At 38.1% G+C, this 15,753-nt stretch carries 17 protein-coding genes and 1 tRNA gene; 12 read left to right on the forward strand and 6 right to left on the reverse strand.

Annotation, left to right across the window (positions count from 1 at the left end; genetic code table 11):
- Nucleotides 1-10 precede the first annotated feature (10 nt).
- Nucleotides 11-784, forward strand: coding sequence for a diadenylate cyclase (locus tag ACSHZO_RS10550; protein ID WP_298247610.1), 774 nt, complete (start codon nucleotides 11-13; stop codon nucleotides 782-784).
- A 6-nt stretch (nucleotides 785-790) separates the two neighbouring features.
- Entirely contained in the window at nucleotides 791-1,555 is a 765-nt protein-coding gene (locus tag ACSHZO_RS10555; protein WP_298247611.1) for a DUF3667 domain-containing protein, read from the forward strand.
- Here the strand turns inward: ACSHZO_RS10555 and ACSHZO_RS10560 are convergent.
- On the reverse strand, nucleotides 1,552-3,318 hold the full coding sequence (locus ACSHZO_RS10560; RefSeq protein WP_298247612.1) for an ABC transporter ATP-binding protein: 1,767 nt from the start codon (nucleotides 3,316-3,318) through the stop codon (nucleotides 1,552-1,554). The genes ACSHZO_RS10555 and ACSHZO_RS10560 overlap by 4 nt on opposite strands.
- Nucleotides 3,308-4,063, reverse strand: coding sequence for a tRNA pseudouridine(38-40) synthase TruA (gene truA, locus ACSHZO_RS10565; RefSeq protein ID WP_298247613.1), 756 nt, complete (start codon nucleotides 4,061-4,063; stop codon nucleotides 3,308-3,310). The genes ACSHZO_RS10560 and truA overlap by 11 nt, the downstream gene beginning before the upstream one ends.
- 106 nt (nucleotides 4,064-4,169) lie before the next feature.
- On the opposite strand from truA, the gene ACSHZO_RS10570 reads away from it, so the two are divergent.
- Nucleotides 4,170-4,658 carry a metallophosphoesterase family protein gene (locus tag ACSHZO_RS10570; protein WP_298247614.1) on the forward strand — a complete coding sequence of 163 codons (489 nt, stop codon included), beginning with the start codon at nucleotides 4,170-4,172 and terminating at the stop codon, nucleotides 4,656-4,658.
- A 62-nt stretch (nucleotides 4,659-4,720) separates the two neighbouring features.
- Here ACSHZO_RS10570 and ACSHZO_RS10575 read toward each other — a convergent pair whose 3' ends face one another.
- Nucleotides 4,721-5,131 carry a DUF4293 domain-containing protein gene (locus ACSHZO_RS10575; protein WP_295179977.1) on the reverse strand — a complete coding sequence of 137 codons (411 nt, stop codon included), beginning with the start codon at nucleotides 5,129-5,131 and terminating at the stop codon, nucleotides 4,721-4,723.
- Nucleotides 5,132-5,324: 193 nt separating this feature from the next.
- Here ACSHZO_RS10575 and rho point away from each other — a divergent pair, with 193 nt between their 5' ends.
- Nucleotides 5,325-7,043, forward strand: coding sequence for a transcription termination factor Rho (gene rho, locus ACSHZO_RS10580; RefSeq protein WP_298247615.1), 1,719 nt, complete (start codon nucleotides 5,325-5,327; stop codon nucleotides 7,041-7,043).
- 412 nt (nucleotides 7,044-7,455) lie between these two features.
- On the opposite strand, the gene ACSHZO_RS10585 is transcribed toward rho, so the two are convergent.
- Together ACSHZO_RS10585 and ACSHZO_RS10590 are read right to left on the reverse strand one after the other, a co-directional pair.
- Nucleotides 7,456-7,528, reverse strand: a tRNA-Gly gene (locus ACSHZO_RS10585).
- 46 nt (nucleotides 7,529-7,574) lie between these two features.
- The gene (locus tag ACSHZO_RS10590) at nucleotides 7,575-8,027 is read right to left on the reverse strand and encodes a GNAT family N-acetyltransferase (protein WP_298247616.1); all 453 of its coding nucleotides are present in this window, start codon (nucleotides 8,025-8,027) and stop codon (nucleotides 7,575-7,577) included.
- Nucleotides 8,028-8,065: 38 nt separating this feature from the next.
- Between ACSHZO_RS10590 and ACSHZO_RS10595 the strand changes: the two genes are divergently transcribed.
- From ACSHZO_RS10595 to ACSHZO_RS10605, 3 genes are read left to right on the forward strand one after another with little or no spacing between them, the layout of a single operon-like run.
- Nucleotides 8,066-8,626 (forward strand): ClpP family protease, encoded by a 561-nt coding sequence (locus tag ACSHZO_RS10595; RefSeq protein ID WP_298247617.1) that lies wholly within the window; start codon nucleotides 8,066-8,068, stop codon nucleotides 8,624-8,626.
- 1 nt (nucleotide 8,627) lies between these two features.
- Nucleotides 8,628-8,909, forward strand: a complete 282-nt coding sequence (locus tag ACSHZO_RS10600) for a GNAT family N-acetyltransferase (RefSeq protein ID WP_298247618.1) — start codon at nucleotides 8,628-8,630, stop codon at nucleotides 8,907-8,909.
- A gap of 11 nt (nucleotides 8,910-8,920) precedes the next feature.
- Entirely contained in the window at nucleotides 8,921-10,552 is a 1,632-nt protein-coding gene (locus tag ACSHZO_RS10605; protein WP_298247619.1) for a L,D-transpeptidase family protein, read from the forward strand.
- On the opposite strand, the gene ACSHZO_RS10610 is transcribed toward ACSHZO_RS10605, so the two are convergent.
- A complete protein-coding gene (locus tag ACSHZO_RS10610) occupies nucleotides 10,549-11,280 on the reverse strand; it encodes a murein L,D-transpeptidase catalytic domain family protein (protein WP_298247620.1) in 732 nt (243 codons plus the stop codon). The genes ACSHZO_RS10605 and ACSHZO_RS10610 overlap by 4 nt on opposite strands.
- Before the next feature lie 545 nt (nucleotides 11,281-11,825).
- Here ACSHZO_RS10610 and gpmI point away from each other — a divergent pair.
- Genes gpmI through ACSHZO_RS10635 form a run of 5 tightly spaced genes read left to right on the forward strand, consistent with a single transcriptional unit; the run spans nucleotide 11,826 to nucleotide 15,750 of the window.
- Entirely contained in the window at nucleotides 11,826-13,343 is a 1,518-nt protein-coding gene (gpmI, locus tag ACSHZO_RS10615) for a 2,3-bisphosphoglycerate-independent phosphoglycerate mutase (protein ID WP_298247621.1), read from the forward strand.
- A 5-nt stretch (nucleotides 13,344-13,348) separates the two neighbouring features.
- Nucleotides 13,349-13,918, forward strand: coding sequence for a thioredoxin family protein (locus tag ACSHZO_RS10620; protein WP_298247622.1), 570 nt, complete (start codon nucleotides 13,349-13,351; stop codon nucleotides 13,916-13,918).
- A gap of 51 nt (nucleotides 13,919-13,969) precedes the next feature.
- Nucleotides 13,970-14,374: a BT0820 family HAD-type phosphatase gene (locus tag ACSHZO_RS10625; RefSeq protein WP_298247623.1), complete on the forward strand. Its 405-nt coding sequence runs from the start codon at nucleotides 13,970-13,972 to the stop codon at nucleotides 14,372-14,374.
- Nucleotides 14,375-14,378: 4 nt separating this feature from the next.
- Complete coding sequence (gene map / locus ACSHZO_RS10630; protein ID WP_298247624.1) at nucleotides 14,379-15,194, forward strand: type I methionyl aminopeptidase; 816 nt, start codon at nucleotides 14,379-14,381, stop codon at nucleotides 15,192-15,194.
- On the forward strand, nucleotides 15,187-15,750 hold the full coding sequence (locus ACSHZO_RS10635) for an HNH endonuclease (RefSeq protein WP_026914372.1): 564 nt from the start codon (nucleotides 15,187-15,189) through the stop codon (nucleotides 15,748-15,750). The genes map and ACSHZO_RS10635 overlap by 8 nt, the downstream gene beginning before the upstream one ends.
- Nucleotides 15,751-15,753: the final 3 nt, after the last annotated feature.

The following is a 15,753-nucleotide window of genomic DNA, read 5'->3' on the forward strand; positions in this document are numbered from 1 at the left end:
ACCACTGCATTTGGACATCATAGATCTTCGCATCCTCGATATTCTAGATATTGTTTTTGTCGCCCTTCTACTCTACTACGTTTACAAACTGGTTCGAGGTACTGCGGCCGTTAATATTTTTATTGGGATCGTGGTTATTTACCTGGTCTGGCTGCTAACACAGCTGCTACAAATGGAATTACTTAGCAGTGTTCTGGGTGAATTCGTTGGGGTTGGGGTATTTGCACTTATTGTGGTTTTTCAGCAGGAGATCAGAAAATTTCTATTAATGATTGGTTCCACAAATTTCACCCAAAAAGGCCGTTTCTTCCGAAGCTTTAAAATTAGCAGGGATGATGTACGCACAAAATTAGATGTAGAAGCCATTATAGATGCCTGTGAAGCAATGGGTAAAACCTATACCGGCGCTTTGATGGTCATTCAAAAGAATAATAAACTTGACTTCGTAAAGAATACTGGAGATAAAATGAAGATCAAGCTGAATCAGCCTATTATTGAATCTATATTTTTCAAAAACAGCCCGTTGCATGACGGTGCGATGGTCATCGAAGAAAGTATGATCACCGCCACCAGGGTGATCCTACCGGTATGCAATGACCGATCCATTCCTTTAAGATTCGGACTAAGACATCGTGCAGCGGTAGGAATTACTGAAAAAACCGATGCGCTGGCTCTAGTGGTTAGTGAAGAGTCTGGACAAACATCTTATATCAGGGACGGGCAGTTCGTGATGTTCGAAACGATGGACGAACTAAAGGTTAAGATCAAAGAAGACATAAGCTAAGAATAGATGACGCATTGCAAAAATTGCAATTTTTCGATATCAGAAGAACAGAATTATTGCTCTAATTGTGGAGCTAAGATCGTACGGGACAAGCTTAGTGTTCCCTATCTTTCTGGGGAATTCTTTGAATCATTCTGGAGTATTGACTCCAACAAACCAGTACTTACTTTTATTGACCTTTTCCGTAGACCTGTGAATGTGATTCAGGGATATATTGAAGGACTGCGTAAGAAATATATCAATCCTTACGGATACTTTACCATTGCGCTAACCCTTACTGGTCTATACACTTACGTTAACCTGAAATATTTTCCAGAATATTTAGAGGATGGAGGTCTTGAGGTTAATACAGGAGAACAAGATATCACTAGGGAGGTCACTACGATGATCCTGGAACACATGAACCTCATCACTTTTCTGTTCATTCCGGTAATCACCTTGTTATCCAGGCTGGTCTTTTTAAAAAATAAGAAATACAATCTTGCCGAGCATTTTATCGTACACCTATATGCTTACTCACATATAAGTATCGTTTTTGCGATCCTTATTCTATTTTCTTTCAGCAATCAGTCGGTTTTTGCAGTTATGAATTATGCTAGTTTACCTTTTTATTTGATTTATTACGGGTATATTTTTAAAAAAATGTATGGTCTAAGCTTATGGAAGATAATTCTTAAAAGTCTACTTTTTCTGCTTTTGATTTTGCTTGTTTTCGTAATAGTTAGCCTTTTCATTCGTATTTATATGGCCAATCTAAAGGGAGTTATCTAAATACTCTCTTCTTCTTTGAATTGCACTTCATAAAGTTTTCGGTAATACCCATCGGTTCTCTGAAGTAAACTTTGATGATTACCAATTTCTACGATTTTACCCTGATCCATTACAATAATCTTATCGGCTTTTTTAATAGTCGCGAGCCTGTGGGCGATAACGATGGAAGTTCGACCTTCAGTGATCTTATCGGTCGCGTCCTGTATAAGTTGTTCACTATAGGAGTCTACGGAAGATGTTGCTTCGTCCAACACAAGAATACTTGGATTACTTACATACGCTCTTAAAAATGAGATTAACTGTCGCTGTCCGGAAGAAAGCATTGCTCCACGTTCCTTTACATTATAATAATAACCCCCAGGAAGGGAATCAATAAATTCATGAATCCCAATTTGCTTAGCAGCCTTGATCACATCTTCATCTGAAATATCAGGGTTATCAAGATTGATATTATTCATGATCGTATCTGCGAACAAAAATACATTCTGAAGAACCACAGCGATTTGAGATCTTAGAGATTTCAGCTCCAGATCCTTGATATCCTGCCCGTCTATTTCAATGACTCCACTATCAATTTCGTAAAATCTGCTCAGTAAATTAATGATGGTTGATTTCCCAGCACCGGTTGCTCCTACAATTGCCACAGTTTCACCAGGCTCTACCTTAAAGGAGATTCCTTTTACAACTTCTTCCTCTGGAATATAACTAAATCTTACGTCTTTGAATTCGATCTCTCCGTCAAGATGCTCTACTGCAATAGTCCCGTTATCTTCAATTGTGGATTCTGTATCCAGGATCCCGAATACCCGGTTAGCAGCGACCATTCCCATTTGCAACGTATTGAACTTATCGGCAATTTGGCGCAGTGGCCTGAATAACATCTGACTCAGTTCTATAAATGCGACAATAATACCTAAAGACATATCATCACCCGCAACTACCCGTAAACCACCAAACCATACGATCAAACCTATGGTAATGGAGGTAGACATTTCAGCAATTGGAAAAAAGATGGAGTTATACCAAACGGTTTTTACCCATGCTTTTCTATGTTTATCATTGATCTTTTTGAAGTTTTCGTATTCAGTTTTCTCGCGGGTAAACAACTGTACGATCTTCATCCCGGTGATACGTTCCTGTACGAAAGTATTCAAATCTGCCACCTGAGTTCTGACCTCTTCAAAAGCTAACTTCATTTTCTTCTGAAAAACTCTCGTTGCGTAGATAATAAAAGGCAAAACTGTAAGTACGAGCAAGGTTAGCTCCCAGCTTTTATAGAACATTACACCAATCACTACCAACATTTTCAGTAGATCTGAAATGATCATAAAAAGTCCCTGGCTAAAAATACTGGCAATCGTCTCAATATCACTTACCGCCCTGGTCACTAATCTCCCAACTGCAGATTTATCGTAATACTGCATTTTAAAGCCAAGCATATGCTTGAAAAGTTTGACCCGCAAATCACGAACAACCTCCTGCCCAAGCCAGTTAGCATAGTAGATAAAACAGAACTGGAAGATCACTTCCAGCACCAGAACCCCAATCATTAGGCTTACATAATATATAAGACTGTCAAAATCTGCCGGGATAAGAGCTTCATCTACAGTTTCCTGCAGCAAAATAGGCCTTAGAACTCCAAATAGAGAAACAAGGATGGCGGCAACACCTACAAAATAAAATATTCGTTTATAGGGATTGGTGTATCCAAGCAAACGCTTGAAAAGCGCCATATCAAATGCATTTCCTGTATTAGATGCCATCTAGTTCTCTTATCGTTTCAGGATATTCGATCCTGGTTAAATATAATCCATGTGCCGGGACCGAAGTTCCAGCTTTTCCCCTGTCTTTACTTTTGATCACCTCGTGCATATATTCCACCGGTTGTTTTCCCTGACCAATTTCAAGCAGAGTTCCTACCACTGCGCGCACCATATTACGCAAAAATCGATCTGCAGTGATATAAAAAATAATCTGCCCATCCTTTTCCGCCCATTTCGCTTCATCGATACGGCAGTTATACGTATGCACATCTGTCCGTGATTTGGAAAAACACTGAAAATCTGAATACTCCTTCAGGATCTCTGCAGCTTTATTCATTTTTCCCAAATCAAGTTCATAGCGAAAATACCATGCCTGATCGTAAGCGAATACATCTTTATACTGAAGTAGATGATACTCGTAACTTCTCGCCACAGCATCAAATCTCGCATGAGCATCTTTCCTTACCTGAAATACTTCAGAAATTGCAATATCCTTCGGAAGCATGGAATTTAGCTTATAAGCAAGATCTTCACCATCAAGTTCTTCCGAAGCATCAAAATGAGCAAACATTTGTCGTGCATGCACACCAGCATCTGTCCTTCCAGCACCAACAATGGCTACTGAAAATGGTAACACTTTGCTTAGATTTTGTTCAAGAACCTCCTGAACACTAATAGAATCAGGTTGAATTTGCCAGCCGTGATAAGCTTTACCGAAATATGAGAGCTTCAGGAAATACCTCAAGTCAGCTTTATTTTTATATTAGCGAAATGCAAAGATAAGGCAATTATAGCAAGGAAAAAGGGCTGATTTCGCTTCCTTTGTTAAACGACTTTTAAAACTGAAGACTTTGAAGAAGATTCTATTACTAAGTGACACACATAGTCATATGGACGAAAGAATTTTGCATTATGCCGGTGAGGCAGACGAAATATGGCATGCGGGTGATATTGGCAAAACAGATGTAACCGATAAACTGAAGCAAATTGGACCACTGCGGGCAGTTTACGGGAATATAGATGATGCTGAAATACGTAAAGAATTTCCATTAAACCAGCGTTTCATGTGCGAAGAAGTAGATGTCTGGATTACTCATATAGGTGGATACCCGGGAAAATATTCTCCAGCGATTCGCGAAGAGATTAGGCAAAATCCCCCGAAACTATTCATTTGTGGTCATTCACATATTCTGAAAGTGATGAACGATAAAAACCTCGGACTTTTACATATGAATCCAGGTGCTGCCGGGAAACATGGATTTCATAAGAAGAGAACCATGTTGCGTTTCCAGATTGATAAAGAAGAAATTAAGGAACTGGAAGTTATTGAATTGGAATAATTAAAAAACCCGAAGCTTTCACTTCGGGTTTTTCACGCACTAATACTACTAAGATGATAGGCTTATCGTAATCGATCTACAGATTTTACGAGATCTTCGTCCTTCTTGATGGCCTTATTGGCCAAAACAATAAAAACGATAGAAATAATAGGAAGAAACATCCCAATACCTTTCTCTGAGATATCCATCTCTCCAGGTAAAGTTAGAGACCAATAAACAAACACTCCTAGTAAAAAAAGATTTAATATGATATTTAGACGCCCCAATACAAATTGAAGCTTTCTATTTTTGAACATGATGATACTCACCAGCGAAATTGCTGCTGAAGCAAGAAACATTCCCAGCGCGATTAATACTTCGTGAGCATAAACAAATTCACCTGCTGAATTCTCCCAAAGTGGAAGAACGAAAATGAGCCCGGCACTCACAATAACCGCTAATAATAACCAAATAGTCTGTATTCTCTGAAGCATATTTCCTGCGATTGCGGCACAAAAATAAAAGATTCTTTTTAGAATCATTGGGTAAAAGAATAAAATAAAGTTGTATAATTGCAGTAACAATGCGTAACCTATTCAATACAGGTTACTTAAGTCTCCAAAACTTTTTATTCTTCTTCGAGAAGTTTTTAAATCAATCCAATCTTATAATTATTTCACTGAATACATGTTCGAAATTTCAGAATTAAAAGCTAAAAAGCTTCCTGAACTTAAGGAAATTGCTCAATCGCTAAATGTTCCTAAGTATAAAACCCTTAAAAAACTGGATCTAGTTTACCAGATCCTGGACTACCAGGCAGCCAACCCAGCAAAAGTAAAAGAAGTACTTACAGAAGATAGTGCCGAACCGGCTAAGCAGGAAACCACAAAACCTTCGAAGGTTGGAAGTGAAAAAAAACCTGCTAAAACTCCTGATAAACCTGCTGCAAAAGCACCTAGGCCTTCCAGAAAAGAGTCTGATCCAAAGGAAGATAAAAAGGAACCAAGACAGAAAAGTACTCGCGAGCGTAGTTCTTCTAGCGCAAAAACTGATGATCGCAAAAAGAGCGACTACAGAAATGATAATCGCAACGATCGTAATGATCGCAACGACAGTCGCAACGATCGCAATCACAACAATAACAGCAATAGCGGAAACAACAAGAATGACCGTAACGATAACAGAAATGATAATCGTAACGACAATCGCAATGATAACCGCAACGACAATAAGAAAGGTAATAACGGAAACCGCGATAATCGTAACAGATACCGTGAGCCGGATTACGAATTTGATGCTATCATCGAGAGCGAAGGCGTACTGGATATCATGCAGGACAACTACGGTTTCCTAAGATCTTCAGATTACAACTACCTTACTTCTCCTGATGATATTTATGTATCGCAGTCACAAATAAGATTATTTGGTTTGAAGACAGGAGATACAGTACAGGGACAAATTAGACCTCCAAAAGAAGGAGAGAAATATTTCCCGCTTATCAAAATAAATAAGATCAATGGACTGGATCCGCAGGTCGTAAGAGACAGAGTTTCTTTTGAGCATCTTACACCACTTTTCCCGAAAGAGAAATTCAATATTGCTGAAAAGCAGGCGACAATTTCTACAAGGGTGATGGATCTTTTTGCTCCAATTGGTAAAGGTCAGCGTGGGATGATCGTATCTCAGCCTAAGACCGGTAAAACAATGTTACTAAAGGATATCGCAAATGCTATTGCGGCAAATCATCCTGAAGTATACCAGATCGTTCTACTAATCGATGAACGTCCTGAAGAAGTTACAGATATGCAACGTAACGTAAAAGGTGAAGTAGTTGCTTCAACTTTTGACAAAGAAGCCCACGAGCATGTTAGAGTTGCGAATATCGTACTGGAAAAGGCTAAAAGACTCGTAGAGTGTGGACATGATGTTGTTATTCTACTTGATTCCATTACCAGACTGGCACGTGCTTACAATACGGTACAACCTGCCAGCGGTAAAGTTTTAAGTGGTGGTGTAGATGCAAATGCACTTCATAAACCAAAACGTTTCTTTGGTGCTGCACGTAACATTGAAAATGGAGGTTCTCTATCTATTATCGCTACCGCTCTAACAGAGACTGGATCTAAAATGGATGAGGTGATCTTTGAAGAATTCAAAGGTACTGGTAACATGGAACTGCAATTGGATAGAAGAATTTCCAACCGTAGAATATTCCCAGCTATCGACCTTGTTTCTTCAAGTACGCGTAGGGATGATCTGTTGCTTGACGAAAACAATGTGAAGCGTATGTGGGTACTACGTAAATATCTTGCTGATATGAACCCTATCGAAGCGATGGAATTCATTAATGACAAGATTAGAAATACTAGAAATAACGAAGAGTTTCTCATTTCCATGAACGGATAATTAATTCTTTCTTCTAAAAAATAATTAAAGCCTGAAACTCTAGTTTCAGGCTTTTTTTATGCGATAAGATCAAGTTAGGAAAGAGGCCTTCGAATTCGTGTAAGATTGCAGACTGCAGATCTGTTTCGAAGTGTATCAATATAAAATCCATTTCAAGGCATTCGCTATTTAAAATTGCAGTACAATGAGTGAACCAGAAAGTCTGAAAACTGAGTTTTACAATACTGAATATTTCAGATTAACCTTCAGCAGCAAAGACTAACGTCGTTTCGGATGATATCTGCTATAGTATAGTTTTAGAATGGAAATTCGCTCTTTGCGAAGTGAAATTTGAAAATTCCGTAGTAATTTCGGAAGGACACAGATTCTAATTATTTATAATAAAAAAGCCCTGTCGATTGACAAGGCTTAGAGCGGGAGACCGGGTTCGAACCGGCGACATTCAGCTTGGAAGGCTGACGCTCTACCAACTGAGCTACTCCCGCGTGCGGCGGCAAATATAAATGCTTTCTTTTTTATGTTCAAAGGAAATCAAAGTTTTTTTAGAAAATGATATCCGCGAATTACAAAACCAAGATTCATGTAAAATCTATGAGATCTAAAGTTTTCTACATAACTGTTAAGCTCTATAGTTTCACACTGCTTTTTGATCGCATACTGTTCTATATATTGAAATAACTGTGTCCCAACACCCAAGCCCTGCAGGTCATCATCTATATAAATATGATCCACTTCGCAGGTTCTTCCCGCATAATGCCGGGTCATGAACCATAATCCAAAAACACCTACAAGTTTTCCAGATTTATAAATACCAAAACACTCGTAATTCTGGTCAAACATTTCCAGCAATCTTTTCTCTAAAATCTTTGGTGACAACGCCTGCGACTGCAGTTTTTCCAGGTAAGGCAGAACTAAGTAATAATCAGTTTTTAAAATCTTGTTAAATGCCAGTTGCATACCTGCCTTTTCCGTAAAAATAGTCATATTTTTATCTATTACTTCAAGTACTACAAATAAGAATTATGGATACATCTAAGAATAAGCCTGGAAAGATCCAGGATCTAATTGACTATAAATTTCTAGAAGAACGCAAAATCTATCTTTGGGGAATGGTCAATGATAAAACTGCAAAACATGTCATAGACAGGCTGGAATATCTTGACCTGATGGGAGATGGCGAAATTCAGTTATTCATCAATAGCCCGGGTGGTTATGTGACCGATGGATTTGCTATTTATGATACCATCATGAGCATTAAATCACCAGTTTCAACAATTTGTACGGGACTGGCAGCTTCCATGGGATCTATATTACTTTCCGCAGGAGAAAAAGGAAGAAGATTTATACAACCGCACGCGAAGGTGATGATTCACCAACCTAGTGGCGGAGCAAGAGGTCAGGCTTCAAATATTGAGATCGCGGCTAATGAAATACTTAAAACCAAACATCTTAGTGCAGAGATCCTTGCTGAAAATTGCGGGACAACTACAGAAAAGGTCCTTAAGGATTTTAATCGCGACTACTGGATGGATGCAGATGAATCTTTGGAGTATGGAATAGTAGACGGAATTTTTAGAAAATAATATGGAGATAAAACATAAAGAAAGCGATAGCCGCGGAATGTTCTATATCGAGAAAGGAAATAGCCTTGTTGCTGAACTTACCTATCACAAAAAAGGTAATGTCATCACAATAGATCATACCGAGGTGAAGAGAGAAATGGAGAATCAGGGAATTGGTTCAAGCCTGCTGAAGGAAAGCGTTGAATTTGCTCGTAAGAACAATCTAAAGATCGATCCTCTTTGTCCATTTGCTGAAGTAAAATTCGATGAAAATCCTGAGTATTCAGATGTTCGAGTTTCTTAGTTTCATTTAGAATGAAAATTAAACTACTCCTTGTTGGTTTGATCTTTGGGATGATAGGCATATCCTGCAAGGACGACCCAAAGCTGGAAGGTATAGAAGAGCGTAACGAAGTTGAAGAGATCAAAGAACTAACTTCGCAGGACGACTTAGAGGATTACTTCGAAGATATCGATAGCACTTCTACCAGATTAAACAACTTTAAAAGCGTGAATTCCTTTTATATTCAAAGGGAATTCATGCCTTTATGGAATGACAAGGAAGCTCGCGAAGACCTTTTCCGTAGTATTGAAACCATCGAATATGATGGGTTATTTTTTGAAGATTATCATGGTGAAGAATTACAACAATTGTTATCCTCACTCAACAGTGAAAATGAAGAACAAAATTTAAGAGCTGAAATTCTTCTTACCGATGCTTTTATAGATCTTGCTCATGATCTTGCAGTTGGTAAACTTAACCCTAAAGAAATTTACGAAATCTGGGGTACAGAGCTTAACACCGTAAATATTGAAAGTTTATTACAAAAACTGGAAAAGGGTGAAAAAGCTTCATCTATTCTTGCAGAACTGGCTCCAGGTCATGTTGTGTATAAAAGCTTAAAGAAAGCACTCAAGAGTTATCGAGATGACGGAATTAAAGAAAATTCCTCCACTGTGATCGCCAGTGGTAAACTTGTAAAACCCGGCGAAAACAATGATAGAATCCCGGATATTGCGAGCAGGCTTTTCGAGCTTGGTTACTACAAAAAGAGTCCGGACTCGGTTGGAATCCGGTACACTAAAGAATTACAAACTGCACTGGAAAATTTTCAAAAGGATCATGGGCTAAACACTGATGGCGTGATAGGTAACACTACTATCGAAAACCTGAATCTTACAACCGAAGACCGGTATCATCAAATTCTGGTTAACATGGAACGCTGGAGATGGTATCCCAGAGATCTTGGTGAGCATTATATTATAGTGAATATCCCAGATTATGAGCTTTACGTGGTCAAAGAGGGAGATACCATTAGAAATCATAAAACCATGGTGGGAACTGAAGCGAGAAAAACACCTGTTTTCTCTGATGAGATCGATTATATTATCTATAATCCAACCTGGACCATCCCTCCTACTATCATGAAAAATGATGTAATTCCTGGAGCTTCCAGAGATGTAGGTTATCTAAGAAAGAAGAATATCAAGATGTATGACCGTAGTGGTCAGGAAGTAAATCCTTCTTCAGTAAATTGGAGTTCTTCCAGCCCGCGATCTTATACTTACCGGCAGCCGGCAGGACCATCGAATCCATTAGGACTTGTAAAGATTATCTATCCAAATGAATATATGATCTATCTGCATGACACACCTTCTAAAAGTTTGTTTGAAAAAAATGCCCGGGCTCAAAGTTCTGGGTGTGTACGAGTTGAAAATGTACTCGACCTTGCTAAATACCTGATTGAGGATCAAAAAGAATTCGATGATGAGAAAATAGATGAGATTCTAAAATCTGGCAAAACAACGCATATCGCTATGAAGCAAGAAATTAAGGTACATCACTTTTACTGGACCACCTATCAAAAAAAAGATACCACCAGGTTTATTGATGATATCTACGATCTTGATAAAAATCTTTGGGATTTACTAAAGCCTAAGGCTTAAGAATTTAAAAAAGCGGAAGTTTCCAGGTATTTGTCATTAGAACGATGAATGTAAACAACCGACTTTCCTTTAATTTTATGGATTAAATCCTTAGCTACCGTATTGGGAACAGCGGGACAACCATAGCTTCTTCCTAGTCTTCCTAGTCTATCGATAAATTGAGGTTCAGCATAATCTGCTCCATGAATTACAACATATCGTTTTCTTGCATTGGAATTAAATTTCTTTTCCATTCCATCAATGAATAATGAAAGTCCGTTTTTACCGAAGTAAGTTTCCCCTGTGACATAGAAGCCAAGGGAGCTTTGAAGTGAATTTACTGTGTTAGAGAATTTGGTTGCGAATTCTGCACCTGTATTTTTTCCGTGAGCTACATAAGTATTGTATTCAACCTCCTCTGTATCCATGTTAAGGATCCACATTCTTTTCTTAGTTGAAGAAAGATCGAAATCTACGACCGTTAATAAAGAATTTCTGACTTTTCCAGCTTCATCCAATTTTTGATAGCCTTTGATCGCTTTTTCGAAAACCAATAATTCTGGCATCGTACTGTTTTTCAAAGAAAAACTTTCATATAATGCTAGTGTCTTTTCTTCGGAAGTTAGTTCAACCTCTTCCACTGGCTCTGTCTCAAATACTATCTCTTTTGAACTGTCAATTTCAGATGCATTACTGAACGCGAATGAGAAAATTAGTACTCCAATCACCGTCATAATTCTATACTTCATATAATTTTCGTTTTAGGTTATTTGTTAAATAATTCCAAAAGTCTTGCCAACATACAAAATTTTGGAACTAATCTCGAATTCAGCTAAATTTTAACAAGATTTGATACTGAAAGTTATATCAACTACCCAAATGATAAAGTCTTGCCTGCTTTTGGTAAACGCTACGAAAATGAAAACATTGTTCCAAGCGACGATCAGAATATGTTAAATTATTAAACTATAAGTAGATTTGAAAAGTGAATTTTTGTTAAGATTATTAGAAACCTTCATTTCTCTTATATTTCGGATAATATTAAACACATTTTCTTTGGAGTTTTTAATTATATAAGTCGTGTATTGGCCGTGATTTCTAACAGAGAAGTAGCTGATCATTTTTGCTTATTTGAAGGTGTCGGAATTCCACGAATTCTATCCAGATATTGATTTTCAAAGGTTTTATCATCCGGTATGCTCCGTCAAATTTAGATTTAATAAAATATTATAGTCTGCCCTTCAGCCATTCCCTCTAATTGTTTTTATCTTTATCGCTTAAACTACGACTATCTATGAATAAGAAAGTTCTCCTTATGATTCTGGATGGCTGGGGTATTTCTCCTAATGACGAAATATCTGCAGTTGCTAAAGCCAAAACTCCTTTTATGGATTCGCTACCTGGAAAATTCCCACACGCTACCTTAAGAACCGATGGGCTCAATGTAGGTCTTCCAGAGGGACAGATGGGGAACAGTGAGGTTGGACATATGAATCTTGGAGCCGGTAGAGTTGTTTACCAGGATCTGGTGAAGATTAACATGGCGGTGGAAAAGAATACTCTAAAAGATGAGCCAGTATTGGAGTCGGCATTTAGCTATGCGGTCAAGAATAACAAGCCAATTCATTTTATGGGACTGCTTAGTGATGGTGGAGTTCATTCTCACATAAACCATTTAAAAGGACTATTATCTGCAGCTGATGCAGCTGGTGTACAGAAAAAGTATGTCCATGCATTTACCGATGGTCGTGATGTAGATCCACATTCTGGTAAAGGTTTTGTAGAAGATTTACTCCCTCATTTAGAATCTACAAATTCTGAACTTGCCTCTGTTATTGGTAGATATTATGCCATGGACAGGGATAACCGTTGGGAAAGAGTTGAAAAAGCATACGACCTGATTGTAAAAGGTGAAGGAAAAAGTACCCAGGATATCTTATCTGAAATTCAGAAAAGCTACGATAGTGATATTTCTGATGAATTCATTAATCCTATAGTAATTACGGATGATAATGGTAACCCTGTTGCCAAGCTTAGTGAAAAGGATGTAGTAATTTATTTTAACTTCAGAACAGATCGTGGGAGACAATTAACTCAGGCACTTTCACAAGATAATTTCCCTGAATATGATATGAAAAAGCTGACCTTATATTACGTCACCATGACTAAATATGACGACAGGTTTGAAAATGTAAATGTCATTTTTCAGAAATCTAATATTAAAGCCACTTTGGGAGAAGTCCTGGAATATGAGGGCAAGAGACAGATCAGGATTGCAGAAACTGAGAAATATCCTCACGTAACCTTTTTCTTCTCTGGAGGTAGAGAAAAGCCTTTTGCTGGTGAAAGAAGACTTATGTGCGACTCTCCGAAAGTTGCTACTTATGACCTTCAGCCGGAAATGAGCGCTTATGATATTACAGACAAAATCGTTCCTGAATTAGAGGGAGAGTCGGCTGATTTTATATGTCTAAATTTCGCCAATCCGGATATGGTAGGTCATACCGGTGATTTTGATGCTGCTGTCAAGGCTTGTGAAACTGTTGATATTTGCGCTAAAAAAGTAGCTGAAACTGCATTTGAAAATGGCTATTCTGTCATCATCATTGCAGATCATGGGAATAGTGAAACGATGAAAAATCCAGATGGTAGTGCGAATACTGCTCACACGACGAACCCAGTTCCCCTAATTTTAATGGATAAAGATGTAAAATCAATAAAGGATGGTAAGCTTGGTAATATCGCTCCGACTATATTAAAACTGATGGGAATTACCCAACCAGATCTAATGACCGAAGACCCCTTATTATAATTTTTATGAAGAAGCTTTTAATTATCATCGCAGCTTTGGCTGTGAGCTGTGGAAATAAAATGGATAATTCTAATCAGGATGTCGCCATGGATGAAATTGAAGATACAGCAATTGATCAACAGGAAACCCAAAAGGATATGTTGCTAGGTGATTTTACAAAAGAAGAATTGCAACAAGCACCCTTCAATAGCTGGTTTGATTCGAGGTATGAAAACTTTAAACCAAACACCGATGAAATGGCGACGATCAACGAAAATATAAGAGACTACGAAATCAAGGTTCTTATGGGTACATGGTGCGGTGACAGCAAACGCGAACTGCCAAAGTTCCTGAAAATTCTTGATGAGGCAGATTATGATTACGACAATCTCCAACTAGTTGCTGTAGATAGAAATAAAACAACACCATCTGGCATCGAGCAAGACCTGGAAGTTACCAGAGTGCCTACAATAGTTTTTTACAAAGACGGTGAAGAAGTAAATCGTTTTGTGGAATATCCACAGGGTGAAAGCATAGAAGAAGACATTGCCAAGATCGTAAGTGGCAAGGAGTACAAAAATTCTTACGCAGAGTAGTAAGAAAAAGTTGCAAACCCTGTAATTGAAAAATTATAACTAATTTTGTCTATGCCTAACTCTCTTACCATCGCAGTTGATTTCGACGGTACGATCGTAGAGAACCGATTTCCAGAAATTGGAAAACCTTTACTATTTGCCTTTGAATCTCTGCGGAAATTGCAAGAAGAAGGTCACAGATTAATCCTCTGGACTTACAGAAGTGGAGAAAAGCTTGACGATGCGGTTACCTTCTGTGAAAAGAATGGTTTAAAGTTTTACGCAATAAATAGTAGTTACCCGGAAGAAGAATTTGACCAAAGTATTAGCAGAAAGATTCTAGCTGATATCTTTATAGACGATCGTAATTACGGCGGAATGAAAGGTTGGGGAGAGATTTACCAATCACTTACGTTAAATAAAACAATAACCGGAATCGGTAAAAAGAAGAGATCAGGTCTCTTTAGAAGATTTTAAAAGTATGATTATACCAAAATCCAGCGAAGAAATTGAATTACAAAGAGAAAGCGCGCTTATTGTAAGCAAGACTCTTGGAATGCTGGCGCCTGAAATTAGACCAGGTGTAACTACCCTACAATTAGATAAACTTGCAGAAGAATTCATACGTGATCATGGTGCTGTTCCGGGTTTTCTGGGACTTTATGATTTTCCCAATTCTTTATGTATGAGTCCTAATGCACAGGTAGTGCACGGGATACCTAACAATATTCCGTTACAGGAAGGTGATATTATAAGTATTGACTGTGGAGCTTTGAAAAACGGCTTCTACGGAGATCATGCCTACACATTTGCAGTAGGAACGATCGCTCCTGAGGTTGAAGAATTATTGAAAGTCACTAAAGAAGCCCTTTATGAAGGAATTCGAGAATTTAAAGCAGGAAATCGTGTTGGTGATGTAGGATATGCAATTCAGAAATATACTGAGGACCGCGGCTATGGAGTAGTTCGCGAACTAGTGGGACATGGACTAGGAAAAACGATGCATGAAGATCCCGAAATGCCTAACTACGGTAAACGTGGCCGAGGTAAAAAATTTGTAGAAGGAATGGTCGTAGCGATAGAGCCTATGATCAACCTTGGAACCAAGAGAATTAAACAATTGCCCGATGGCTGGACAATACTAACCGCCGATAATAAACCCAGTGCTCACTTCGAGCACGATGTCGCATTGATAGACGGCAAACCAGAATTACTATCAACATTTAAATACATTTATGAATCATTAAAAATTAATTCAACAGAAGAAGACGAATTTAGAGCAAAAGTTTATGATTAAAAGTTACAGACAGGAAATCTGGAAAACCCTACACAAAGATTCCTGGGAAGACCGCTTTATCTACAAAGTCTCAAATTTCGGAAGGATGATCAGTTATCTGAAAAACCCTGAAGGAGACTTGATGAATGGCGGAAAAGTAGGTGGATATTTAAACTTCGCGGTAAAATTGAAGAATGGTAAGCACAAAACTTACTACATTCATCGCATTATTGCTGAAATGTTTTTAGAGAAAAAAGAAGGTGATCAATACGTGATTCACAAGAATTTTGTGAAGAACGACAATCGCGTTTCTAACTTGGCATGGGCCACCAAGGATGAATGGGTCCAACATCAGTACAACAGTCCTAAAGTAAAGGAAAATAAGGAAAACAGAAGATTACGTAAAGTAACATCTTATTCCAAATTAACTTACGCACAGGCTGTAATCCTTAAGAAAAAACTTTTAGATCCTGAAAGGAAAACCCGTATCCGAGTACTGGCTAAGCAATTTGGAGTATCCGAAATGCAGCTATACCGTATCAAATCGGGGGAAAACTGGGGAGATATCGAAGTATAGCCA

It is taken from the genome of Christiangramia sp. 3-2217-3z, assembly GCF_051195275.1.
Lineage (GTDB): Bacteria > Bacteroidota > Bacteroidia > Flavobacteriales > Flavobacteriaceae > Christiangramia > Christiangramia marina.